Origin of the sequence: Serratia proteamaculans, assembly GCF_013337185.1 — a bacterium.
Taxonomy (GTDB): domain Bacteria; phylum Pseudomonadota; class Gammaproteobacteria; order Enterobacterales; family Enterobacteriaceae; genus Serratia; species Serratia proteamaculans_D.
Genome location: NZ_SWDE01000001.1, coordinates 615,987 through 639,358, shown reverse-complemented (window position 1 = coordinate 639,358; position 23,372 = coordinate 615,987). Strand labels below are relative to the sequence as shown.

At 54.8% G+C, this 23,372-nt stretch carries 20 protein-coding genes; 6 read left to right on the top strand and 14 right to left on the bottom strand.

Features of this window, described 5'->3' with window-relative positions; all coding sequences use genetic code 11:
- Positions 1 to 26: 26 nt before the first annotated feature.
- Complete coding sequence (locus FCL49_RS02955; RefSeq protein ID WP_174352363.1) at positions 27 to 1,553, bottom strand: MFS transporter; 1,527 nt, start codon at positions 1,551 to 1,553, stop codon at positions 27 to 29.
- Between the two features lie 118 nt (positions 1,554 to 1,671).
- On the opposite strand from FCL49_RS02955, the gene FCL49_RS02950 reads away from it, so the two are divergent.
- Positions 1,672 to 2,538, top strand: a complete 867-nt coding sequence (locus FCL49_RS02950; RefSeq protein WP_174352362.1) for a LysR substrate-binding domain-containing protein — start codon at positions 1,672 to 1,674, stop codon at positions 2,536 to 2,538.
- A 7-nt stretch (positions 2,539 to 2,545) separates the two neighbouring features.
- Here FCL49_RS02950 and FCL49_RS02945 read toward each other — a convergent pair whose 3' ends face one another.
- Positions 2,546 to 2,827: a YjcB family protein gene (locus tag FCL49_RS02945; RefSeq protein WP_012145083.1), complete on the bottom strand. Its 282-nt coding sequence runs from the start codon at positions 2,825 to 2,827 to the stop codon at positions 2,546 to 2,548.
- A gap of 285 nt (positions 2,828 to 3,112) precedes the next feature.
- Between FCL49_RS02945 and mrdA the strand changes: the two genes are divergently transcribed.
- Together mrdA and FCL49_RS02935 are read left to right on the top strand one after the other, a co-directional pair.
- Entirely contained in the window at positions 3,113 to 5,038 is a 1,926-nt protein-coding gene (gene mrdA / locus FCL49_RS02940) for a penicillin-binding protein 2 (protein ID WP_174352361.1), read from the top strand.
- Between the two features lie 102 nt (positions 5,039 to 5,140).
- On the top strand, positions 5,141 to 6,859 hold the full coding sequence (locus FCL49_RS02935; RefSeq protein WP_174352360.1) for a penicillin-binding transpeptidase domain-containing protein: 1,719 nt from the start codon (positions 5,141 to 5,143) through the stop codon (positions 6,857 to 6,859).
- A gap of 34 nt (positions 6,860 to 6,893) precedes the next feature.
- On the opposite strand, the gene FCL49_RS02930 is transcribed toward FCL49_RS02935, so the two are convergent.
- The 3 genes from FCL49_RS02930 to FCL49_RS02920 all read right to left on the bottom strand — a co-directional run bounded on the left by FCL49_RS02930 (position 6,894) and on the right by FCL49_RS02920 (position 9,476).
- Positions 6,894 to 8,132, bottom strand: a complete 1,239-nt coding sequence (locus FCL49_RS02930; protein WP_174352359.1) for a hypothetical protein — start codon at positions 8,130 to 8,132, stop codon at positions 6,894 to 6,896.
- A gap of 441 nt (positions 8,133 to 8,573) precedes the next feature.
- The gene (gene osmB / locus FCL49_RS02925) at positions 8,574 to 8,786 is read right to left on the bottom strand and encodes an osmotically-inducible lipoprotein OsmB (RefSeq protein WP_135316506.1); all 213 of its coding nucleotides are present in this window, start codon (positions 8,784 to 8,786) and stop codon (positions 8,574 to 8,576) included.
- Between the two features lie 396 nt (positions 8,787 to 9,182).
- On the bottom strand, positions 9,183 to 9,476 hold the full coding sequence (locus tag FCL49_RS02920; RefSeq protein ID WP_174352358.1) for a hypothetical protein: 294 nt from the start codon (positions 9,474 to 9,476) through the stop codon (positions 9,183 to 9,185).
- A gap of 548 nt (positions 9,477 to 10,024) precedes the next feature.
- Here FCL49_RS02920 and FCL49_RS02915 point away from each other — a divergent pair.
- The gene (locus FCL49_RS02915; protein WP_017892788.1) at positions 10,025 to 10,159 is read left to right on the top strand and encodes an AcrZ family multidrug efflux pump-associated protein; all 135 of its coding nucleotides are present in this window, start codon (positions 10,025 to 10,027) and stop codon (positions 10,157 to 10,159) included.
- 37 nt (positions 10,160 to 10,196) lie between these two features.
- Here the strand turns inward: FCL49_RS02915 and FCL49_RS02910 are convergent, their stop codons facing one another.
- From FCL49_RS02910 to FCL49_RS02885, 6 genes are all read right to left on the bottom strand, one after another.
- A complete protein-coding gene (locus tag FCL49_RS02910) occupies positions 10,197 to 10,958 on the bottom strand; it encodes an amino acid ABC transporter ATP-binding protein (protein WP_174352357.1) in 762 nt (253 codons plus the stop codon).
- Entirely contained in the window at positions 10,955 to 11,872 is a 918-nt protein-coding gene (locus FCL49_RS02905) for an amino acid ABC transporter permease (RefSeq protein WP_174352356.1), read from the bottom strand. The genes FCL49_RS02910 and FCL49_RS02905 overlap by 4 nt, the downstream gene beginning before the upstream one ends.
- Positions 11,869 to 12,783, bottom strand: coding sequence for an ABC transporter substrate-binding protein (locus FCL49_RS02900; RefSeq protein ID WP_174352355.1), 915 nt, complete (start codon positions 12,781 to 12,783; stop codon positions 11,869 to 11,871). Before FCL49_RS02900 ends, FCL49_RS02905 begins: the two co-directional genes overlap by 4 nt.
- Before the next feature lie 16 nt (positions 12,784 to 12,799).
- Positions 12,800 to 14,137, bottom strand: coding sequence for an LLM class flavin-dependent oxidoreductase (locus FCL49_RS02895; protein WP_174352354.1), 1,338 nt, complete (start codon positions 14,135 to 14,137; stop codon positions 12,800 to 12,802).
- A gap of 17 nt (positions 14,138 to 14,154) precedes the next feature.
- On the bottom strand, positions 14,155 to 15,474 hold the full coding sequence (locus tag FCL49_RS02890; protein ID WP_174352353.1) for an MmgE/PrpD family protein: 1,320 nt from the start codon (positions 15,472 to 15,474) through the stop codon (positions 14,155 to 14,157).
- A gap of 269 nt (positions 15,475 to 15,743) precedes the next feature.
- Entirely contained in the window at positions 15,744 to 16,607 is an 864-nt protein-coding gene (locus FCL49_RS02885) for an alpha/beta hydrolase (RefSeq protein WP_174352352.1), read from the bottom strand.
- A 181-nt stretch (positions 16,608 to 16,788) separates the two neighbouring features.
- Here FCL49_RS02885 and FCL49_RS02880 point away from each other — a divergent pair, with 181 nt between their 5' ends.
- Complete coding sequence (locus tag FCL49_RS02880) at positions 16,789 to 18,219, top strand: MFS transporter (RefSeq protein ID WP_174352351.1); 1,431 nt, start codon at positions 16,789 to 16,791, stop codon at positions 18,217 to 18,219.
- A 64-nt stretch (positions 18,220 to 18,283) separates the two neighbouring features.
- Here FCL49_RS02880 and FCL49_RS02875 read toward each other — a convergent pair whose 3' ends face one another.
- Entirely contained in the window at positions 18,284 to 19,306 is a 1,023-nt protein-coding gene (locus FCL49_RS02875) for an SDR family oxidoreductase (RefSeq protein WP_174352350.1), read from the bottom strand.
- A 123-nt stretch (positions 19,307 to 19,429) separates the two neighbouring features.
- Between FCL49_RS02875 and FCL49_RS02870 the strand changes: the two genes are divergently transcribed.
- Complete coding sequence (locus FCL49_RS02870) at positions 19,430 to 20,047, top strand: TetR/AcrR family transcriptional regulator (RefSeq protein ID WP_174352349.1); 618 nt, start codon at positions 19,430 to 19,432, stop codon at positions 20,045 to 20,047.
- 7 nt (positions 20,048 to 20,054) lie between these two features.
- Here FCL49_RS02870 and FCL49_RS02865 read toward each other — a convergent pair whose 3' ends face one another.
- Positions 20,055 to 21,476: a hypothetical protein gene (locus tag FCL49_RS02865; protein WP_174352348.1), complete on the bottom strand. Its 1,422-nt coding sequence runs from the start codon at positions 21,474 to 21,476 to the stop codon at positions 20,055 to 20,057.
- The gene (locus FCL49_RS02860) at positions 21,457 to 23,370 is read right to left on the bottom strand and encodes a hypothetical protein (protein ID WP_174352347.1); all 1,914 of its coding nucleotides are present in this window, start codon (positions 23,368 to 23,370) and stop codon (positions 21,457 to 21,459) included. Before FCL49_RS02860 ends, FCL49_RS02865 begins: the two co-directional genes overlap by 20 nt.
- Between the last annotated feature and the right edge of the window lie 2 nt (positions 23,371 to 23,372).

The following is a 23,372-nucleotide window of genomic DNA, read 5'->3' as shown; positions in this document are numbered from 1 at the left end:
AACCATTCAGTCATAGCGCGATGTTATTACCGGGGGAGTGCGGCTGCAGTTTTCCAGGGGGCGAAAATCATCAGGCTGGCCGCAGCCAATGCCCAGGCACCGAGGCCGCCGTACAACATCACCAGGCCAAAACTTTGCGTCAACGCAGTATGAACCAAGGGGGCCAAGGCATCCCATTCGGGGAGTGTTTTCAACGCGGTGAGATTACCCGCCACTATCTGCTCCGCCACCGAACGTAGCGGCAAGGTAGCGAATGATTCGGGCAGCGTTTGTCGCAGGCAAACGTCAACGCCCGCCAGCAAGATAAAACCCATGACGGCAATATTGACAGCCAACGCAATCATTCTGGCACTCATGTCTATCCCGGAGGCCATGCCGGCGCGGGCATTCGACACCGAACCTGTGGTGGTGTTGGTCACCGGAGTATTGGTGATCCCCAGGCCGATGCCGGCGATAAGTAACCCCGGCAGCATAGCCAATCCGCCGGTATGTTCGCCGCTGCTACCTGATTTCATCAGCAGGAAGCCCAATCCAAGCGCGAATAGCCCCGAGGGGATCACGGTTCCAGGGCGGAAACGCAGAGCCAATCGCTCACCCACCGGGGGGAAGACAAGCGTGGGAAGCGTATAGGCGAGCAGCGACAAACCTGTGGTCAGGCTGTCATAACCCAACCCAATTTGAAAATAGAGCGGCAGGTAGATCATAAAGGGCCAGAAGCTGAAATTCATGCCAATGGATCCCATCAGCGCCCCGGAAAATTGCCGATTCCTGAACACGGAAAACTCAATCATCGGATAGGGGCTGCGTCTTTCAACTCCGATAAACAGTAGCAGGCTGAGGGCTGCAGCCAGAAGAATCCCCCCGGCGCGAACGCTGGTGAAACCGAATCCCGCCCCCTGAGTGATAAAATAGACCAACCCAAAAACCGACAGCGACAATGTGACGATCCCCAGACTATCCAGTTTTTCCGCCTGAGGAGCGCGGGATTCTTGCACGCTGAAAATCACCAGTAACAGTGTCAGAGCGGCGATGACAACATGAATCAAAAATACCCACTGCCAGTTGGCGATCGCCACGATAACGCCGCCGATCGCCGGCCCAAACCCTAACCCAATGCCAAAAACGATGCCCCAAATGCCGAAGGCCTGGCCACGCTGTTTGCCGTTCTGAAACTGATGCGACAATGCTGCTACCTGGCAAATCAACATGGCGCCGCCCGCCATGCCTTGCAAAAAGCGGCCCACGATCAGCATCGTCGAGCCGTTGGCCAGGCCGCAGAGTAAGGACGTGAGGCCAAAAGCGACAATGGCGATGATGAAAACTCGCCTGCGGCCAAAACGGTCGGACAGTGTTCCGGTGGCCATCATCACTGCGGTGCAGGCCAGAGTGTAGGCATTCATAATCCACTGCATTTCGCTGAAATCGCTGTGTAATACCCGTTCCAGCGTCGGCTGTATCACCGGCACGCTGGAGATTTCCAGGCCGAACATCAGCGCGGCGAGGCAAATTGCCGTTAATGCCAGTCTGTTTTTACTGGTGTGAGAGAGCGTCATGAATTTTTTCCACAAAAGAAAGGTTACGGAAACGAGTAACCATTCTGGATAAATGATTTGCATGATAGAAATGATTTAATTTACTGTTATTAATTAAATTCCATCATGTAATCATCCTATGAACATTGACCCGACACTGCTGCGCACCTTCGTTGCGGTTACCGAAACCGGCGGCTTTACACGCGCTGCGCAGCAACAGAATCTGACCCAATCCGCGATCAGTCACCAGATCCGTCGGCTTGAGGAGCAGATTGGCCGACAGTTATTGCTCCGTACTACGCGCCGCCTGACGCTCACTGAAGACGGTGAGGATTTGCTACGCCACGCCATGCAAGTTTTGCATGCGCTCGACGCCATGGGACGGCGCTTTGAATCCTCACCCGTGTCGGGAGTCGTACGCTTTGGCCTTACGGAGAGTTTTCTGGGGGAACGATTGCCGCCGTTGTTATCCCAGTTCGCCCGGACTTTTCCTGCGGTCAGGTTGGAGGTCAATGTCAGTATCGGGCTGGATCTTTGTGGGATGGTGAAGGGCAGCGAACTGGATTTGGCCGTCGTGATGTCGCTGGCTAACCGTATTGAGGGCCGGTTATTGCGGAGGACGCAATTGGTGTGGGTAGCGGCTGAGACATTCAGCCTTGAGGGCACGTCGTTGCCGCTGGCATTGTTTCCCACGCCGTCGGTCAGTCGCGAGGCCGGGATCGCCGCTTTGGAAAGCAAGGCTATCGAATGGCATACCGCCTTCACCTCACAAAGCCAGCAAGGGCTACGGGCGGCCGTGCTGGCGGGGCTGGGCGTTGCCGTCATGGCAAGCGGCGATGTGGCGCCGGGAATGAAAGTGATCGGCGACCAGTACGGGCTACCCGAATTGCCCGACATCGATTTCACCCTGATCGTCAACGGTGCTGAACCTGGCGCGGCTGCGCAGGCATTCTGCAAAATACTGCTGGAGATGTCGGTGCCGTTGCCTGCCGTTGGGGGTGATTAAGTGCGGCTCAGGGCAGTGGCCAGTCGGTGGGGGTGTTGCTGACCACTTCGACATACATATCCCAGGCGTGTGACCAGAACTGCGTAAAACCTTCCTGGCTGAAACTGATGCCCATCAGGCCCATGACGAACCAGCAGGTGGTGAACAGCCCCAGGCTGCTGAACATAAATGCCATGCCGTTGCGGCTGGTCTTACGGCAAACGACGTTTAGCTGGCTGGACATAAACATCATAACGGCGCTCAGTAACTCCCAGCGCATCATGATAAAACCTGTGGCAATGGCACTCATCGAACATGGTCCTTGGAAAAAGCCGCAACCGGCGGGGGGCGGTGCGGGCAAAAAATGAATTAGTGTGATCTGCGTCACATTGTAGCACCGGCATAAATCACGGCTCAATCCCTGACCGGCAGAAAAATCGGCATTTGGTAACATTCCAACATGCTGAAACATTTATGCCATTTCATTAGCAACCTTTTCATGGGGCGCCTTTGCCAATAACGCTATGCTTGCCGACTTTTCACGACCCTGATTTATCTTGGGAAATTGTGACGTCTGACAGGTAACTCGCCACGCATGGCCCTATTAAAAGATAAAATTCGTGACCATTCCGCCGAGGAAATGCTGTTTATTCGCCGTGCCGGCGTGGCCATGGTGCTGGTTGTCGCCTGTTTTGGCGTGCTGGTCGCCAACCTGTATCGATTGCAGGTCAAACAGCATGGGTTCTACCAAACTCGTTCCAATCAGAACGACATTAAAATGGTGCCGATTGCCCCGAGTCGTGGGCTGATCTTCGACCGCAACGGTATCCCGTTGGTGCGTAATATTACGCTTTACCAAATTCAGGTCGTCCCCAGCAAAATCGAAAACATGACCGCGTTGCTGCAACAGCTGACGCCGATTGTCGATCTTAGCCCCGAAGACATCACCGCCTTTCGCGATGACATGCACCATAACGGTCGCTACAAGCCGGTGACGCTGAAAAGCGGGCTGACCGAGACCGAGGTTGCGCGCTTTGCGGTCAATCAGTATCGCTTTGATGGGGTAACCATCGATACCTATCAGCAACGGGAATATCCGTACGGTGCCGAGTTGGCTCATGTGGTGGGTTACGTATCAAAAATCAATGACGCTGATTTAAAGCGGCTGGATAAAGCCGGTCTTAGTGAGAACTACGCCGCCGACCACAATATCGGCAAGCAGGGCATTGAGGCCTATTATGAGTCTGAACTGCACGGCACCACCGGTTATCAGGAAGTGGAGGTGGATAACCACGGCCGGGTCATTCGCCTGCTGAAGGAGCAGCCGCCGCAGGCGGGCAAGAATATCTATCTGACGCTCGATCTGTCGCTGCAACAGTATATCGAGTCGGTGTTGAAGGGGCAGCGAGCGGCGGTGGTGGTCGAGGATCCGCGTGACGGCGGTATTCTGGCGATGGTTTCCAGCCCCAGCTACGATCCCAATCCTTTCGTGAAGGGCATCAGTTATTCCGCCTATAAATCCTTGTTGGCCAACCCCGATTTGCCGCTGATTAACCGCGTAACTCAGGGGCTTTATCCACCGGCATCTACCGTGAAGCCCTACATGGCGACTTCTGCGCTGTTCGCCGGGGTGATCACTCCCAATACCACCTTCTTTGGCGCACCGACCTGGACCTTGCCGGGGACTCAGCGCCGCTATCGTGACTGGTTGAAAAGCGGCCATGGGATGCTGAACGTGACCAAGGCGATTGAAGAGTCTGCCGATACCTTCTTCTATCAGGTGGCCTATGAAATGGGCATTGACCGCATTCATAGCTGGCTGAGCAAGTTTGGTTACGGCCAGGCTACCGGGATTGATCTTAATGAAGAATATCGCGGTGTCTTGCCAAGCCGCGAATGGAAGCAGCGGGTGCATAAAAAAACCTGGTACCAGGGGGATACTATCTCGGTGGGTATCGGCCAGGGATATTGGGTCGCCACGCCCATCCAGATGGTGAAGGCACTCACTACGCTTATCAATAATGGCAAGGTGAAAACCCCGCATTTGCTGTATTCCCTGCGCCAGGGTCGCCAGGTGAACCTCTATCAACCACCGAAGCAGGCCGCGCAGATTGGCGATGCCAAATCGCCGTATTGGGGCATTGTGCGCAACGGCATGTATGGTATGGCCAACCTGCCAAACGGCACCGGCTACAAGCTGTTCCACACCGCGCCGTACCAAATTGCCGCCAAGTCCGGGACTTCACAGGTGTTCGGGCTGAAAGAAAATCAGACCTATAACGCCAAAATGATCCCGGTGCGGCTGCGTGACCATATTTTCTATACGCTGTTTGCCCCTTATAAAAATCCACGGGTGGCGATGGCGCTGATTCTGGAAAACGGCGGTGGTGACGGCGTGGTGGCAGGGCCTACGGCGCGGGCGATCCTCGACCATATATTTGACCCGGCCAATGCCCCGCAGCCTGACAAGGGGCAAGAAGTTAAACCGGAGTTAAACGACAGCGCGGATGTGCAACAGTAAACGCGTTTGTTTTTACTTTCTTACAAACTGCAATCTTCTAAAGATTTTCGTCAGGGTAGACTGAAATCATTACATAACTTTAATAAAAACGCAGGGTTAACAGTGGCGCCATTAATAAAAAAAAGCGGTAAAAATTATTCAACCCTTCGCTTTGGCTGGATCTGCGCCGGGATACTGGTTTGCTTTTTCCTGCTGGCGTTTCGAGTGGGTTATTTACAACTGTTGGAGCATCAACAACTGACTGACCAGGCGGATCAGCGTTCGATCCGCACCCAGGTGTTGCCGACCAACCGGGGAATGATCACCGACCGCAATGGTGAAGCGCTGGCCGTGAGCGTGTCTTCGCGCGATATCGTGCTGGATCCCAAACATATCCTCGATAGCCATACCGATATCACCAATGAACGCTGGCAGAGCCTGGCCAACGTGCTGAAAATGCCGCTGACTGAGGTACAAAAGCTGATCCAGTCGAACGCCCATAAGCGTTTTGTCTATCTGGCACGCAAGGTTGAAGATGATAATGCCAACTATATCAGCAAGCTGCATTTGACTGGCGTCAGTACCGAGCAGGACTTCAGCCGCTTTTATCCGATGAGTCAGGATGCCGCCGGGCTGATCGGTATTGTCGGACAGGATAATCAGGGGCTGGAAGGCATCGAACTGGGCTTTAACCACCTGCTGCAAGGCAAGAACGGGCTGCGCGTATACCAGAAGGATGGTAGCGGGGCGGTGATTGGTGTGATTAAAAACGTCGATCCTGTGCCTCCGCCGAACGTCACGTTGAGCATCGACAAATTTATCCAGTACGTGCTGTATGCACAGATCCGCGATGGCGTGGTGGCCAACCAGGCAGACTCCGGCTGTGCCGTATTGGTGAAGGTGAATACCGGCGAGGTGCTGGGCATGGCCAGCTACCCGTCGTTTAACCCAAACAACTATGCGGGTACGCCGACAAAAGATATTCGCAACGTATGCAGCAGTGACAGTTTCGAGCCAGGCTCGACGGTGAAACCCGTGGTGGTGATGGTCGGGCTGGAGCACCACCTAATCAGGCCGGATACCGTGCTGGATACCACGCCTTACCGGGTTAACGGGCACTTAATCAAGGACGTGGGCCACTGGTCGAAACTGACCATTACCGGAGTACTGCAAAAATCCAGTGACATCGCCGTTTCGCACATCGCGTTGGCGCTGCCCGCTACCGTGCTGCCGGCAGTTTACAAAAGCTTTGGCCTGGGGCTGCCGACCGATCTGGGGATTGGTAACGAGAGCAGCGGCTACTTGCCGCAGCACCGTGAACGCTGGGCGGATATCGAACGGGCAACCTTCTCCTTCGGCTACGGCCTGCGGGTGACGCCGCTACAGATGGCGCGCGAGTATGCCACTATCGGTTCCTACGGCGTTTATCGGCCATTGTCGATAACCAAAGTAACACCACCGGTAATGGGGCAACGGATCCTGCCGGAAGATACGGTAAAAACCGTAGTGCACATGATGGAAAGCGATGCTTTGCCAGGCGGCAGCGGGCTCAGCGCCGCAGTGCCGGGCTACCGGCTGGCGATTAAAACCGGTACCGCAGAGAAGATGGGGCCGAATGGCAAATACGACGGCGGTTACATCAACTACACCGCCGGTGTGGCACCGGCCAGCGACCCTCAGGTAGCGCTGGTGGTGATGGTTAATAACCCGAAAGCCGGCAAACACTTCGGTGGTTCGGTGGCCGGCCCGGTATTTGGCAAAATTATGGCTCAGGTGCTGGAACATATGAACATTCTGCCTGATGCCCAGCCGTTGAACGTGGTGTCTCAGGTTAAGGGCTAATGTAATGTTTCCCCCTCGGATTAGGGGGAACGGATCAGAAGTAGTAGCCGATGTTGAGGTTAGTGCGGAAATACCATTTATTGCTGCCGGAGGACTGGGTGCTGGTCCAGCCGGTGGCGTTTTCGGCACCGCCCCAGGGGTTGGCGTTTTGCGCCCAGGTCAGATCAACCCACACCATCACCGGCAGGGCAAAGACCTGCACCCCGAGGGTATTCATTTTAGAGTCAGAACCGCCGTCCTTATCTTTCCACAACACGCTGTAGTCGTTATAAAAACGCAGTTTTTTCACCGGCCCCCAGGGCACTTCGACATCACGCGCCAGATTAATGGACGCAGTGGTGGCCTGCGCCGGAATCAAATAGGCCGGCGTCAGGCCATTACCGCCCATTAAAATTACCGAGTTGTTGGCACCCTCAGGCCCTTTGGCATCATAAGAATAACGGATAATTTGCGTCGACAGATGCCACGGATCGTAGTTCACCAAAGCATGCAGGCCTGTCGCCCAGTAGGTGCCATTATCCCCGGTGTCATGATTATAGAGCCGGGAAACTGCCAGCGAACCGCCGAGCTCGTTGTTCCAGTCGCCCTGATGGAATTCACGTGCCAGACGCAGGTTCACCTGGTCACGCTTCTCGTTGGCTTGCAAATGTTGCGAACCGTAGTTGGTATTTTTCAGATCGTCGAAATTGCCCACTTCCGGGGCGTAGCGCACGCCTGCCGGCATCATGCGGGGGAAATAGGCGGCATCCAGCGCCCAGCCATGGTCATGGAATTGGTATTTGGCACCTAACCCGTTATTGACCCCGAAACCGAGATAAAACGGGATACCGTAGGACCAGCCGAACTGGGGATAAGGCTGTAAACCAAAGGGTTTGAAAGGTGCGCCCAGCTGCAGGTCAGAGTTCCCGCTCAGGTGATAGCCGACATAGGCCCGGTCGATGGCGTATTTTCGGTGATCCTGAAACCAAAATCCGGAATCAAAGAAAGCGTCATTATAGTTGCCACTGGCATCGATGCGAAAGGTATCAAAACGTAAGTGGGGTGGGTTGCGGTAATTACTGCTGCCCCAGTCTTCATAACGATAGTTGGCGCGTAATGCACCACCGATATCAATGTTTTTATTATTGTCCTCACTTTGCCAATGCAGATGGGGGAATGCCGGACTGCTCTTTTTTACCTCAGGTTTTGTGACGAGCTTATCATTGGCGGATGTGGACGTGTTTGCGTAACTCATTGGTGATAATAGTAAAGTTATGATTATGGCTCTGCGCATGAATTTCCCCTGATGACACCTGATGTTTAAAAAGGCGAGCGAATTCCGCCATAAATAATGGAAGTGCTCGTTGAGTTTTATATATGAGACAAGTTTTAGTTAAGTATTTATTATTTTACGTTTGATAAAGTTTCAAATATGAAACTCTGTTTCACGTTTTATTTGGAAACTATAATCCTGAAGTTATGTAAGTCAAGAAATAAAAATGGCCGGGCAAGAACAGCAACAACATCCGTTGTGGCGTTGTTGGAAAGCGAGAGTGAGTGGCGGTAGTACCAGAATTTATACTATAAGTGGGCTTTATTTTATTGGGATGAAATAATGTGGAGGATATTAAGTTTTTATCTTAAATGATAAAAATAATAGAATGGTGTGAATTTCAGATCGGTTATTTTTAAATAGACAATAACCGATCTGGGATTGATGTATTTGCGGCCGGGATCAGCGACTGGTCTGGTGGCCGATGATGCCGCCCAACGCTGCGCCGCCCAAGGTGCCCAGCGTGCTGCCGTCGGTCAATACTGCACCACCCAGGGCACCGACACCTGCACCGATCGCGGTGTTGCGATCGCGGTGAGACATATTCCCACATGCAGTTACGGAAAGGGTAGCGATAACAACCACCATCACACCTGCGGCACGTTTAAAGTTCATAAGAGTTTCCTGGTAAATTGCCTAATTAACGGACAAATAAAGCTCGTGTTAATCGGCCGGTAAAAGTTGAGATGAATGTATTCCTGCGCAGGAAATTAGAATAGGTAAATATTCTTAATTTTGAGTGGCCGGATTTTATTTCGCGGTTGCCATGCTCTGGGTTGGCGACAAAACAGACAGTTTCTCTGCCTGACCAACCAAGATGAGCGACCTATCGCGTGTATACCGCTGCCGCTACGCCGGTTAGTTGCTCTCACGACTGACCAATGCAGTGCACAACGGCAGACTCTTCTGGAAAGAATGGACTGAGTGGGGGATAACTAACACTTTATTAGCGGGTAGATGGCACCGGAGAATTTAAATTCTTATGACTAAAGTTAAGGGTAAATAATCGCCTTACAGGGAACTTAGAAACCAAATAAGGCCACACACCACCAGCCAAAATAATCCGCTAACGATGAATACCCCATGCCAGGCATAACGCTCCATCCACTGAATTGTGGTTCTTTTTAATTTATTCTCTGGCGTTGATAAACCCTTGCTAACGGTTAACGAGGTTAACTTTCTTGTTGTTCCAGATTTGTGCTGAGACAAGCGATTCTTCCGTGTAACTTGTTGTATTTTATTGTTATTGATGAGGTATTCTTTTGTTAATGAAATGCCTGTAATTTTCTTTGATTTAAATTTCACTTGTCTCTCCATAAAACAAATATGCAACAATATGGCGTCATATATTTGTTTCTAATAATTCTTCCTAGGCTAATGATAAGCCATGCCTATTATTCTCGCATGTTCAATATGCTGCCAACTACACCAATATTGCTACGTGTTTATGATAGTTGCGAGCCGGAAAGGGTAATGCAATGTTTTTATATTATAAACAACAGGATGTGGCGTGAGGTTTCGATTGAAACAAATTTAATTTCTGAGTAAATAAGTATTTTTATTCTATTGGTTGGCTCAATGCTTGTTTAAAAAATGTTAACTGACCGCTATCAGATAGAGGGCGATCGCCAGTCTGTAAAAGGCGTTGTGTGAGCACGACAGGGAGACAGCCAGGAGCACGGGAAGAGAGCATTTTTTTGTATTGTGGTAATGCAACTGTGTAAGTTACATTAGCGAAGTTGGTTGTGATCTACATCACATATTGAAACCAGCCAAAAAAATAACCTTAGTATATACAAGGGGAAAGCCTCGGATTCGGAAGAGGGTTCTCTGTTTAAAACCAGGAAACAACGATGTTAGAAATGATTGAAAGTTTGGCAACCGTGGTGATCCTGGTGCCGGTAATGATAGCCGTACTGCTGGGCTCGATTTATGGTCTGGGTGAGCTGTGTAATCTTTTCTCTGCCATTGGTCGGAAAAAAGACTGAATTTAATGATCGGGGGCGCAATGCCCCCGATGCAGTTTTAGAGTACCGTTGCCAGGAAATCACGCGTTCTTTGGTGCTGTGGTGCATCCAGCACCTGTTGTGCAGTGCCCGTTTCCACTACTTTCCCCTGATCCATAAAGATGATTTGATCCGCCACTTCGCGCGCAAAGCCGATTTCATGCGTCACTACCACCATGGTCATGCCGGAATGCGTCAGGCCTTTCATCACCTGCAACACTTCGCCCACCAGCTCGGGATCGAGCGCAGAAGTCGGCTCATCGAATAACAGCACCTCAGGGTTCATTGCCAACGCACGGGCAATCGCCACCCGCTGTTGTTGGCCACCAGAAAGCTCGCGTGGCCAGGCGTGAATGCGATGCTCCAGCCCGACGCGGGTCAGCAATGCTTTTGCGCGCTCCAAAACTACGGCTTTCTTTTCTTTTTTTACCAGCAATGGCGCTTCAGAGACGTTTTCCAGCACCGTGCGGTGGGGGAACAGGTTGAACTGCTGGAACACCATGCCGATGCTTTTACGCTGTTCGGCGACTTCTCGCTCCTTCAGTTCGTACAGGTGATTGCCTTTCTGGCGATAGCCGATGAGCTGTTCGCCTACGCGAATGGTGCCGCCATCGAGTTTCTCCAGGTGGTTGATGCAGCGTAGCAAGGTCGATTTACCCGAGCCGGAAGGGCCAAGGATCACCGTGACCGAGCCGGCCGGGATCTGCAGACTGATATTCTTCAACACCTCGGTGCCGGAGAAGGACTTGCGAACCTGATTAATGTGAATGGCGGCGCTCATGACTCTGCTCCCTGTGACGGACTAACCGGAGCCTTGCGGCGGCGAAACAGCCAGTTGCTGCGGCTGGCCTGGCTGCCTCGACCAAAGTAGCGCTCAACGTAGTGCTGGCCGATCGACAAAATTGAGGTCATCACCAGATACCATAGCGTGGCTACCAGTAGCAGCGGAATGACTTCGTAAGTGCGCTGGTAGATGATCTGCGCCGAATACAGCACGTCCTGCAGGGCAATCACCGATACCACCGCGGTGGTTTTAAGCTGCCCGATCACCTCATTACCGGCCGGTGGCAAAATAGTGCGCATCGCCTGCGGTAAAACCACTCGCCACAGAATTTGCCCACGACGATAGCCCAGGGCCTTGGCGGCTTCCAATTGACCGCTGCCGACGCTTTGGATACCGGCACGGACAATCTCTGCCGCGTAAGCCGACTGATGCATCACCAGCGCGATCACTGCCGCGCTGAAGGTGCTGATAATGGTGTTGGTTGGCGCGCTGGCGACTTCCCCCAGGAACGGGATCCACAGGCTGATGCGCGGATAGAGCGCGGCGATGTTGTACCACAGGAAAAGCTGCACCAGCATCGGCACCGCGCGAAAGAACCAGGTATAGAACCAGCTTACCGCCACCAGCACCGGGTTGGCCGACAGGCGCATCAGTGCCAGCAAAACGCCACCGGCGAAGCCGAAGATCACCGAAATCACCGTCAGCTTCAGCGTCATGATCACGCCGTTGATAATCGACTCTTCGGTGAAGTTTTCAGCCACCACGGCCCATTCGAAACGCGGGTTATGCAGCATCGAATTGGCGATAAGGCCAACCATCAGCAGCACCAGCAGTGCGCTGAACCAGCGGCCGTAATGCCGATGACCGACGATGCGCAGCTCGGCATCGTCGGTAGGGTATTGCCCACTCATTTTGCGATCTCTTCATTGATACCGGCGGTTTTCACCGCGCCAAAACCGATATCCCAGCCGTCGAGGATTTTCTGATAGCTGCCATCGGCAATCAGCGAGTTCAGCGCCGCCTGTACCGGTTTTACCAGTTCGGAGCCTTTCGGCAAGGCGATGGCCACCGTAGTGCCTTCAATGTTGATATCACCGGCCAGCGCCAGCGGCTTAACGTGGGTCGCCTGGTAACGCAAGCCTTCATAAGGGCCGAAGAACATCGGCACCCGGCCGCTGATCACTGCCTGAACCCCGGCCGGGCGGTCCGGGAAGATCGGAATGACGATTGCCGGTTTGCCGGCGCTGACGCATTGTTCGCTGGCCTGCTGCAAACGGGTGATCTGTGAAGTGCCTGCACCCGCACCGACGGTTTGACCACAAAGCTGAGCCAGATCGGTATAAGGCCCCAGTGCCGCATCTTTACGGGCAATCAGTGCCAGTTTGGACGCGTTGTAATAGCCGACAAAATCAACCTGCTGGAAGCGTTTCTTGTTGGCGTCGATATTGGCCAGCGCCACGTCATAGCGGCCGGATTTCAGGCCGGGAATGATATTGTCGAAACCGCCAGTGTCTTTCCAGTGAATGGACACGCCAAGACGATCGGCAATCGCGCTCATCACGTCAATTTCACGACCGGCCAGCGTTTTGTTATCCGCTTCATAGAAGGTGGTCGGTGGGGTATTCGGGTTGGTGCCTGCCACGATGTAACCGGCCTTTTTGATGGCTTCAGGCAGGCTGTTGTGTAAAGCCGGATCGGCGCTGGCTTTCACCGCGGCACGGAAGGGCACATCGCCTTCGGCGGCGAAGCCGCTGGCCAGCGGTGCCAGCACGGCAGAGGCCAGCAGCAGGGACAGTGCAGTACGTTTAATGGTGATTTTCATGATGTTCCCCTGCGAATTAAGCCGATTTAACGTTGGCGAAGTTGATTGCCGGTTGCGGCAGGCCCAGGTTTTCACGCAGGGTTGCATACTGATACTCTTCGCGGAACAGACCACGACGGCGCAGCTCCGGGATCACCAGTTCGACGAACAGTTCCAATTGGTTCGGCAGTACCGCAGGCATGATGTTAAAGCCGTCGGCGCCTTGCTGTTCCAGCCACAGTTGGAAGTCATCGGCGATCTCTTCGGCGGTGCCCACCACCACGCGATGCCCGCGTGAGCCGGCGGCCACGGCGGCCAATTCACGCAACGTCAGGTTTTCACGCGCCGCCAGATCGGTCAGCAGTTTCACCCGGCTTTGGCCGCCTTCGGTCGCGCCCACGTCCGGTACCGGGCCGTCAAGCGGCAAGCCGCTCAAATCGAAGCCAAAACGGGCAGAAAGCTGTTCGATGCCGTTATCGATATCCACCAGCTGATTAAGTTGATACCAGGTTTCCTGCGCCTCGGCTTTGGTACGGCCGATGATCGGCATCACGCCCGGCAGGATCAGCAAGTGATCCGGATTGCGTCCGGCATCGGCGACAAATTTCTTCTGGCTGCGGTAGAAAGCCTGGCCTTCTTCCAGCGTGGCGGCGGCGGTAAACACCACCTCGGCGGTTTCTGCCGCCAACTGCTGTCCGGCCGGTGAGGAGCCGGCTTCGATAATCACCGGACGGCCCTGTGGGGAGAGTGAAATATTCAGCGGCCCCTGTACCGAGAAATGTTTGCCTTTGTGGTTGGCGGCATGAATTTTCTCGTCAATGGCGTACACACCGTTTTCTTTGTCACGCACGATGGCATCTTCTTCCCAGCCGTCCCACAGCTTGTAGCTGGCCTCCAGGAACTCGCGTGCCACTTCATAGCGCTCGGCGTGTGAGGGCAGATCGTCACGGCTGAAGTTGCGAGCGGCATCGCTGGAAAATGAGGTCACCACGTTCCAGGCTGCACGGCCGTGGCTGATATGGTCGATGGAGGCCATGGCGCGTGCCAGATGGAAGGGTTGATCGAAGGTGGTGGAGGCGGTAGCCGCCAGCCCGATATGGCGGGTATTCACCGCCAGCGCAGCCAACAGCGTCAGTGGCTCCAGGCGCGACATGGTGGAGGGTAAACGGTGCACGCTGGTTGCCAGCGCATCGCCGACGAAGAACATGTCAAAGGTGCCTTCCTCGGCTTTTTGAGCGATCCAGGTGAACCAGTCAATGTCCGTAGGAGAACCACTGGCACCGGCGGCACGCCAGCCGCCGACGTGGTGCCCCAGTGCCTGAACAAATAGGCCGAGACGTAATTGACGCGATGGTGTTGAAGATAAAGCACTCATAATTATTCCTATATTTATTATTGGTTTAGTAATTTTATTAAACGGGTCAAGGCGTCAGGCTGTGCCAGCGCACAGTCGCTGATCACCCGGTCACAATCCAGGTGCGGCAACAGGTGCAGAATGCTGCGCAGCTTGGCATTGACATCGGTTTGGCGGGCGGCCGTTTGCTTTCTGGTGACAATGTCACTTAATTGCCGACCATCGTGTAGGGTCAGGGTCACGCGGTGGAAGCGTAACTCTGCATCCAGCTCATCCGGTGGAGCCGTCAGGTCGGCGTGGCGCTCAACCCGTGCTGCCAGGGCAGCAATCAGTGGATCAACCGGGTTTTCGCCGTAATGCATCAGCGGTAGGCTGCCGCTGTACAGGGCGTCGGCGATGACATACTCCAGGCTGAAACGCGCCTCGACCCCGTTTGACGGGCGACGAATATAAGGCGCGGTATCGGCGCCAGGCGGGAAACTGACCTGAATATGACGGATTGCCGCAGGGATATCGGCGGCGGTAATACCTTGTTCGAGCAGGCGCTCACGCAGGATGAATGCCGCTTCGACGGCGCTGTGGGTACCGCCGCAGGTCGGGTAGCGTTTAAATTCCAGGCCCGGTTGCAGAATGCGCCACGGCGCGCCCCAGTCCGCGGTCAGCAGCTCCGGCCGCTGCCGCCCGTCACCGTGCGAGTGCAGCAGGCTGTCTATCACGCCTTCCGACTGACCGACAAAACCCGCCTGAGCCAGCAGCACCGCATTTACCGCCGCGCGTGCCGCCAATCCCGCATGCAGCGGTTTGGCGGCCGAACCAAACTGGCTGCGCAACCCGGCGGCCTGGGTGGCGGCCAGCCCGAGTGCGATCTGGGTTTGTTGGGGTGTCAGTTGTAAATAGCGTGCGGCTGCCGCACTGGCGGCCACCGCCCCCAGGGTCGCGGTGCTGTGAAAACCCAACTGATAATGCTGGGTTCCCGCAGCCAGCCCCAGTCGCCCGGCGGCTTCTACGCCGATCGCATAGGCGCTCAGCAGCGCATCAACGTCAGGTTTATCGTCGGTCAGCGCCAGCAGCGCAGACAGCACTACCGTGGTCGGGTGGCCGCGCAGCGCGGGGTGATAATCATCAAAATCCAGCGAGTGGCTGACATAGCCGAAGTACAACGCCCGGTTCTCAGGCCCGACAGGGGGGAAGACCGTGTTCACCGTCGCCAGCCCGCTGTCGGTGAGTGCGCCCTGGGCAATAGGCAATGCACAGGCGAAATAATCCATCAGCCCAACACGGGCGGCCAACAGGGCGGAGGCTTCGGGCCGGCTATCGAGCACCAGACGGGCAAATTGAGCGGTTATGAGCGATGGCAAGATATAAAACCTGATTTTTTATGCGGTTATGCGCTGGTCAGCAATTCAGATTTCATTGTGTGGTGATTTTACCGGGGCCGAAAGAACGAACGGAACTTTCATATTGCCAAATGGAATATAAAAAAAGAACAGGTAGCCCAGAGAGACCGAAGCATTACGGAGTTGCATCCGCCTTAGTCAATTTTGTGCATAGCAAAGGCGCAATTAATCTTAATAAAATGACCCAGGCAGAATAGCCGGGCACTATTCTGCTGTTTAAGCGACCGGGGTTACATCATCATTGCCATGACCTGTTTGAACATGGCGCTGTCAGGATTGGCCAACTCGTTCACCAGGGTGAAATGGTTGCAGTGCCTGTCTTCCAGCAGCGTGACGTTAAGCCCTTTTTCACGACAGGCGGCGTAATAAGCCAGCGTCTGGTTTTTAAAGCCCTGAGTCTCTTTGGCACCTACGTCGAGCAGGATCTGCGGCGCATTGGCCTTTGCCGGCAGCATAAACAGCGGGCTGAGCGTTGCCGCCTGTTCAGGCGTCAGACGCATCCAGTCATTGACGTAGATATCACACAGCGGACGAATATCGTACAAGCCACTGAGCGCCAGCGCGCCTTTAATCACATTGACCGGTAACTGATAAAGATGCTGCCAGTCATCGGCAATCAGCATTCCGCTCAGATGGCCGCCGGCTGAGCTGCCACTGACAAAAATACGCTCGGGATCGATGCCATATTGAGCGGCATGATGGTAAAGCCAGGCTATTGCGCTGCGCACTTCGCGGACAATTTCCGCCAGTGTGGCTTCCGGTTGCAGGGTATATTCCAGCGTGGCCACCGCTACCCCGTGGCGGGTGAAGCTGGCGGCCATCGAGCAGGCTTCCTCTTTGCGTTGGGAGTGCCAATATCCACCGTGAATAAAGACCAACAGGGGCGCAGGCTGGCTGGCGGCCGGGAACAGATCTAGGCGTTCGGCAACGCCCATGCCGTAGTGGATGTTATAAATCCCCGGCGTTTGCGCTTTGGCCTGGCTGGCCAACGCCGCATATTGCGCCATACAGGCGTCAAAATCCTCTACCGAGTTGCGGGCATTGTATTGCACCGCGCGTACTGACAGGTCATCAAACAGCAGGTCGATTTTCATCTTGTCTCCTTGAGTGGTTCCTCATCATCTGCCTGAAGGCGATTTAAAGTTTGCTGCTTAATGCTGGCCAAACTCGGCCATAACATGGCGTCGCATGCACTAATAAACTGCATATGCTGCGTCTTCCGCCAGGTTATTAGCTGACATAGGCTACTGACAGGTTCTTTTCAGGAGTCAGACTATGAAGCCAATTACTCAGCATACCGCCCCCAGCCCCCATATCGGTGGGATCCTCGCCAGCCTTTCCTTGTCGATGCTGGTTTCCTCATTGGGGGCCAGCATCGCCAACATCGGTTTGCCCACGTTGGCACAGGCGTTCAACACCTCGTTTCAGGCGGTGCAGTGGGTGATGATCGTCTATCTGCTGACCATTACCACCTCCATCATTGCGGTTGGGCGTCTGGGAGATAGAATCGGCCGACGCCGCCTGCTGCTGTTGGGGATTGGCCTGTTCAGCGTCGCTTCCGCACTCTGTGCCATTGCGCCTGATATCTGGCTGCTGCTGGCGGCCCGCATTGCACAAGGGCTGGGGGCGGCAGTGATGATGGCGATGACCATGGCGCTGGTGGGTGAGACGTTGGGCAAAGAAAATACCGGCCGTGCCATGGGGTTGCTGGGCAGCATGTCGGCGATTGGCACCGCGCTTGGCCCTTCGCTGGGCGGCGCATTGATTTTTGGCTTTGGCTGGCGGGCGATGTTTCTGGTGAATTTTCCGCTGGGGCTGCTGGCCTTTATATTGGTTTATCGTTATCTGCCTGGGAACCCGCCGCAGTGGCAAAAGGACACCGGCAGGTTTGATTTGCCCGGCTCTTTGCTGCTGGGTTTGACGCTGGCCAGCTACGCGCTGTCGATGACCTTGGGACAGGGTGATTTCGGTGCCATCAATTTGCTGTTGTTGCTTTGCGCCGGTCTGGGAACCGGGCTGTTTATACGGCTGGAAAACAGCACGGCATCGCCTCTGATACAGCTGGCGCTGTTCCGCCAGCCGGGGCTGAGCAGTGGGTTAATGATGAGCGCACTGGTGATGACGGTGATGATGACGTCGCTGGTAGTGGGGCCATTTTACCTGACGCGCGGTTTGGGCTTGACGGTGGGACAGGCCGGGCTGGCGATGTCAGCCGGGCCGCTGGTTGCCGCTTTGTTCGGTGTGCCTGCTGGCCGACTGGTGGATCGCCTGGGGGCACAAAAAATTACTGCCGTGGGGCTCGCCGTGATGACCTTGGGGGCGGGGGTGATGTCGATGATGTTGTTAAGTGAGGGCGTTCTCGGCTATGTGGCTCCCCTCTGCCTGATTACCCTGGGTTACTCGCTATTTCAGGTCGCCAATAATACCGCGCTGATGAAGCATGCAGCCCCTGAGCAACGCGGGGTGATCTCCGGCATGGTTAACTTGTCACGTAATCTTGGTTTGATCACCGGCGCTTCTGCCATGGGCGCGTTGTTTATGCTGGCGGCGAACACTGGTGATATCAAGCTGGCGACGGCAGAGGCGATATCCCATGGCATGCGGGTGACTTACCTGGCGGCTGGCGTATTGGTAGCCATCGCATTGGTAATGACCCTCAAAAAACCTGCCGCTATTAAACCGGACGCGGATTACGGTAGGGAGTGATTGAGTCGGCGGGCTGGGCCGACTAACTCGAAACACAACGGCTTAATCGACAAACTCTGGCGGATCAGCCGGGCTTGAGGTGATTGCGTAACCAGGCCACCGTATCCTGAAGCGTTTGTTCCAACTGTCGGAATGTCAGCCCCAGGTCACGTTCACTTTTGGCGTGATTAAAATGAGAACGATTGCCCTCTTTTACCATCAGGCGTACCGTGGCCAGACTGAGTAGCACCGGTTTGCCACTGAGGCGGGCGTAGGCCTCCTGTAGCGTCGCCAACAGGTAGAGAAACGGCAGTGGCAGCGTGCGGGTGGGGGTTTTGACACCGGCAATCTCTCCCAGCAAGGGGACCAACTGGTGCATGGTCATGTGTTGCCCGGCGGCCAGATAACGTTCACCGCGTCGACCGCGCTCTGCAGCCAGTATCATGGCCTGTGCCACATCTCTCGCGTCAACCACTGAAAAACTGCCCGTCACCAGCCCCGGCAATTTGCCCTGCATCACGTCATTGGCTAACTGACCGGAAGAGGTGGGACCAAGATCGCCCGGCCCCCACATCCAGCCTGGCAAGATCAGGCTGCCGTTCATTTCCGGATACTGATTCAGGAAGGCCAAAACCTCTTCATCCGCCATTATTTTACTGCGGTAGTAATCATCGGCATCTTCGGGGCGTCGCAGACAGGTTTCGTCGATCGGCTGGCCCGGTTCGCCGTTGAGCACGGCGATGGATGAGGTATGGATAAAACGACGTAATCCGGCACGGTAAGCCTGTTCCAGCAGATGCCTGGTACCCTCGACGTTGATGGCTTTCAGCTTCGGCCAATGGCTACCGCCCTTGTAATTATCACGGAAGTAGGCCGCAGTATGGAACAGGATGTCGCAACCTTGCAGGTGTTCGGCAAAGGCGGCGACGTCAGTCATATCGCCTACGATTAATTCAACACCTTCGATCCCCCCGAACTGCCGGCGACCTTTTTCCATGGAACGAACCAGAGCTTTGACCCTGGCCCCTTGAGAGACCAACTCACGCACCAGATTATTACCGAGCAAACCGGTCGCGCCGGTGACAAATGCCGTTTCTATTTTCATCATGATTAAAATCTTAAGTGAATTTCAAAGTTCAAGTGATATCTAAATCTAGTGGTAGAGGTTTAAAATATCAAGTGATATCTTGAATGCACTGGAGCAGTGACAACCCGCGTAAAGTTGAAACAGATGAAAACGATAAAAAAACGCTTAACCCGTGAGGAGAGCCAACATCAGACCCGAGAACGGCTGATTGAAACCGCTCGCCAATTATTTATTGTCGGCGGTTATGGCGGCACTTCGATCCGTGATATTGCCAGCGAGGCCGGCTATTCACAGGGGGCGTTCTATTCCAATTTCGCTTCCAAGGAGGATCTGTTGTTGCAACTGTTGCAGCGACATATGGAAACGGAGGCGGCACAGCTCACCGGCCTGACCCAGAATGATGGGGGAAGTCCGGAGCAGGTATTTGCGGCGCTGGAAGCCTGGTCGGCGACCCTGAATCTGGAGGTTGACTGGTGCATGCTGTCGATAGAGCTGCAACTGCATGCGCAGCGCAGCCCGGCCTTCGCCGTCGAATATCAAAGGGTCTGGGATAGCCATCAGGCAAAAATTGGCGGGGTGATAGCCTCGCTGTTTCAGCAGGTGGGTAAGACGCCGCCCGCGGAACCCCATGAGCTGGCGGCGGCTTTTATGGCGATGGCGCACGGGTTGGCTTTGCAACGTACTCGTGGGGGGGGCGATCCCTCGGGCCGGTTGATTATGCTGTTTCTGCGCAGTCTGCTGCAGATGCCAACAGCAGACTGATCGCTCCTCAGGGGACGTAAATGATCTCAAAGCTGGAGGTTTTATCGTAGTAGGGCGTCATGCCGCCATCGACGTAGAAAACCTGTAGGTCGTAATGATAAATCAGCTTTTTATCCGGGTTGAGGATCAGATCCAATGCCGAGACTTTAACCGTGACGTCATGGTTGGGGTGATCTTTATTCAATTCGACGGTTTGGTTATCGATATTCACCAAAATGCGTTTGATCGGTCGCGGCCCAGAGGGGTCGTAGGCACCGCTGTCGCTTCTGAATTCAATGGTTTTGTAGATGTCGACCGGTGCCGTCTGTTTGATAAAGTCACGTACCTTACTCTGATATTTGGCATCCAGCGCCAGTACCACCGGCAGGTTATCCGGGTTAAAACCGATAAACTGCACCGCCAGATAGCCTTTCAACAACAGGTTTTGCGGTGAGCGATCAAATAACGCGTCCCAGATTAGCGCGAACTGCTGAGCGGGCAGCGTGAATGAATCGACAATGCCGCTTTGCAGGTTGATCAGCGCATTTTTTTCCTCGGTTTTGCCTTCGGGCAATGCCAGCTGCAACACCAGTGAGTCCGCATTGGCGAAGGGTGCCAGCCGGGCGTCCGACTGCATTTGTGAAAACTGTGCCGTGGCGTTGGCGATGCGTCCCTGGTTCACCTTGGGCGACAGGAAGTAGTCAAAAGTCACTTTGATCTCCCCCAGCGAGGTGGCGTGCTCGCCGGCGGAGAAGGATATTGACAGCATCGGCTTGCCATCGGTATCGGTGCCCAGCAGGAAGGTATCCGGCAGGTAATAAAGGTAATTCTTGCGCACGTAGTCCTGATAGTAGTTATACCAGAGTTGCTGATACTGCAATGGCGTGAGGATCAGCTGCAGGCGCGGCGGTGGTGGCGCAATGCCCTGGTAAATGTACGGGTAATAGTTTTCGGCAAAGTAGAAAACTTTAGGGTCGGTGACGGTATTGGTGAGGCCGTGCTCGGTTTTGACTGCCACCACCAGCGTGGTTTGCGCATCGTAATCCGACAAGGCCTGCAGCAAGGCGTCGCGTTGCTCCAGCTTGTACAGATCCAGCTGAGCCTGATAGCGATTTTCCTGTGGTGTCAGCAGGACCTGGTCAAAAATCATCTCTTCGACGCTGCCAAAGCGGGTGTAACTCAGCACCACATAGGGAATTTGCGGGATGCTGTGATTCAGGGCAAAGTCCAGTTGCATGCGCCAACTGCTGCCGTCGGTGCTGGTGGCGATCTGGTAGCGGGTTTCCCCTGAAACGATTTCGGTGCAGACCTCGGCGGTCAGGTCGTCTTCCCGCATTAGCGCTGCCGCCCGGTAGCGTAGCTTTTTACCCTCAACGTCAGGAAACTGCTCACGGGCATTGAGCAGAATAATTTGGTTCAGTGCCACCAGGTCATTGAGAAAGGTATTCATGGTTATCCTCAGTGCATTCAGTTTGGGCCAGAGTTCTGAATTGGTTCAGGCAGGACGAGGTCCAGAGGAAGCGCCCGTCATGCCGACGGTAGAGTGGGCTTTCCAATTGGTCGGCGGGCCATTGCCAGTGGGCCAATGCATCAATCAGCGGCGTGAGTTGCGGGATCCCCGCCAGCCTGGCGTACTCAAGGGCCGTGCGCCATTCGTTGGGGTGGGCGTAATAGGGCGTTAGCGAACTGAGCCGATCGTAACGGTTGTCACTCCATTGCACCGCCTGATTCAGCATTTGAATAATGCGCCGGTAAGCCGGTAACACGGCGTCGCTGCCGCTCACAAGTCGGTGGAGCAGGATCAGCGCATTGGTGTTCACGCAGCAATCCAACTGGCGGATGTCATTATCATCTTTCATCCAGGTGTGAAAACTTTGGCACTCCGCCCATTGGTGCTGCTCGGCGGCCTGACGGGGATCGACCCGGCGTAGCTGATAGCCGTTCATGTGCGAAATCGTCTCCCCGACCTGTGACAGTGAAATGCGCCCAAACTTGTACAGCAACTCGGTGATAATCGCGGTGTCGTCAATGTCGGCGCAGATACTCTGGTTCGCCATCCATGGCGGATGGGCGGTGGGCGGCCAAAAGCTGAAATGGCACGGGCGGGTTTCACAGGCGATTAAAAAGTCGAGCGCCTTCTCGATATAAGGCTCGGTCTGCGGGGTGTGATCCAGAGTGCGTAGCACCTGCGCGGTCACAAAGGCGTTTTCATCATGATGCCAGCATCCGTCCGGGGTTCTGACATGGGCGGCAAAGGCGCCACTGGCACACTGTTGACTCAGTAACGCGCTTAAGCTGGAATTCTCATTAGTGCCGGCGGATGAAATCGGTTGCTGCGGCTGCACTACGAAGTGGGTATTTTGCGGGCTAAAAGTGCAGCTGATGGCATGACGACCCTGCATATCCAGTGAAAAACCCACTACGTTGAACTGCAGGGGAACTTGCGCGGTCATGACGCATTGCAACAAGGGCATGGTTTGTTGGCTTTGTGTCAACAAGGCTTGCAGCGCGGGGAACACTCGCGGGTTATCACCAAAGAAACTGGCCGCCATGGTGAACAGCGTGAAGCTCTCCAGTTCACCTCCGGGGCCATAGACCAGGCTAAAACCGTAGGTGGTGGGTGGAAAACCTTCGCGACTCAGGGTTTGTTGCCGGGCACGTTCCAGCAGCGGTGCCAGCGCTGGAAACAGCCGTTCACAGTCAAAAAAGGCCATGACTGCCGCAATATCAGCTTCAGTGATTAGCGCACTGTGCCACTGGAAGTAATACTCACGCGGCGAGTCGATCTGTTGCGGGTAATAACCGACCATCAGCAGTGACAAGCCGGCCAGTTGGCAGGCCGCGGCGGGGTAATCCGGCCAGACAATCTCCACCGTACTGTCGGGCGGGACCTCGGAGTAGACCTTGGTTTTAACCGTCTCCGGGCTATATTTTCGCCCAAGCCAGGAGCCAAAGCGCAGAGGTTGGGCCGCCTGGCGCTGCATCTGGCTGATGGTAGCCAAACAGGCCTCTACATCATCCTGCGCGGGCGAGTCCGTGATTTGCTGGTAGTGCCGATAAAAAGCCTCAACCCCACGATTTTCGGCATAGCGTGGTAAAAAAGGGTCCAGCGTGCAGGAAAGCGCCTGCGGTTTTGACGACGAGACGGTGAACTCCAGTGGACTGCCGTTATACCCCAACAGACTGGTGTTAAAGGCCGCGGACAAACAGCCTGAAGCCTGGCGTGCCTGGCTAAAGCGCGCGATTTCGGGCACCAGTGAGCGGCGTAAATAGGGCGCCTCCTGACACAGGGCGCTTACCAGGGCGTTCCATGCCGCTGGTAATACCGTATTGCGTTCGACCATCG

What these genes read in the sequence shown, in the direction of transcription:
- FCL49_RS02955 (WP_174352363.1), bottom strand. Translation starts at nt 1,553, where the DNA reads ATGACGCTCTCTCACACCAGTAAAAACAGACTGGCATTAACGGCAATT.
- FCL49_RS02950 (WP_174352362.1), top strand. Translation starts at nt 1,672, where the DNA reads ATGAACATTGACCCGACACTGCTGCGCACCTTCGTTGCGGTTACCGAA.
- FCL49_RS02945 (WP_012145083.1), bottom strand. Translation starts at nt 2,827, where the DNA reads ATGAGTGCCATTGCCACAGGTTTTATCATGATGCGCTGGGAGTTACTG.
- mrdA (WP_174352361.1), top strand. Translation starts at nt 3,113, where the DNA reads ATGGCCCTATTAAAAGATAAAATTCGTGACCATTCCGCCGAGGAAATG.
- FCL49_RS02930 (WP_174352359.1), bottom strand. Translation starts at nt 8,132, where the DNA reads ATGCGCAGAGCCATAATCATAACTTTACTATTATCACCAATGAGTTAC.
- osmB (WP_135316506.1), bottom strand. Translation starts at nt 8,786, where the DNA reads ATGAACTTTAAACGTGCCGCAGGTGTGATGGTGGTTGTTATCGCTACC.
- FCL49_RS02915 (WP_017892788.1), top strand. Translation starts at nt 10,025, where the DNA reads ATGTTAGAAATGATTGAAAGTTTGGCAACCGTGGTGATCCTGGTGCCG.
- FCL49_RS02910 (WP_174352357.1), bottom strand. Translation starts at nt 10,958, where the DNA reads ATGAGCGCCGCCATTCACATTAATCAGGTTCGCAAGTCCTTCTCCGGC.
- FCL49_RS02905 (WP_174352356.1), bottom strand. Translation starts at nt 11,872, where the DNA reads ATGAGTGGGCAATACCCTACCGACGATGCCGAGCTGCGCATCGTCGGT.
- FCL49_RS02900 (WP_174352355.1), bottom strand. Translation starts at nt 12,783, where the DNA reads ATGAAAATCACCATTAAACGTACTGCACTGTCCCTGCTGCTGGCCTCT.
- FCL49_RS02895 (WP_174352354.1), bottom strand. Translation starts at nt 14,137, where the DNA reads ATGAGTGCTTTATCTTCAACACCATCGCGTCAATTACGTCTCGGCCTA.
- FCL49_RS02885 (WP_174352352.1), bottom strand. Translation starts at nt 16,607, where the DNA reads ATGAAAATCGACCTGCTGTTTGATGACCTGTCAGTACGCGCGGTGCAA.
- FCL49_RS02880 (WP_174352351.1), top strand. Translation starts at nt 16,789, where the DNA reads ATGAAGCCAATTACTCAGCATACCGCCCCCAGCCCCCATATCGGTGGG.
- FCL49_RS02875 (WP_174352350.1), bottom strand. Translation starts at nt 19,306, where the DNA reads ATGATGAAAATAGAAACGGCATTTGTCACCGGCGCGACCGGTTTGCTC.
- FCL49_RS02870 (WP_174352349.1), top strand. Translation starts at nt 19,430, where the DNA reads ATGAAAACGATAAAAAAACGCTTAACCCGTGAGGAGAGCCAACATCAG.
- FCL49_RS02865 (WP_174352348.1), bottom strand. Translation starts at nt 21,476, where the DNA reads ATGAATACCTTTCTCAATGACCTGGTGGCACTGAACCAAATTATTCTG.
- FCL49_RS02860 (WP_174352347.1), bottom strand. Translation starts at nt 23,370, where the DNA reads ATGGTCGAACGCAATACGGTATTACCAGCGGCATGGAACGCCCTGGTA.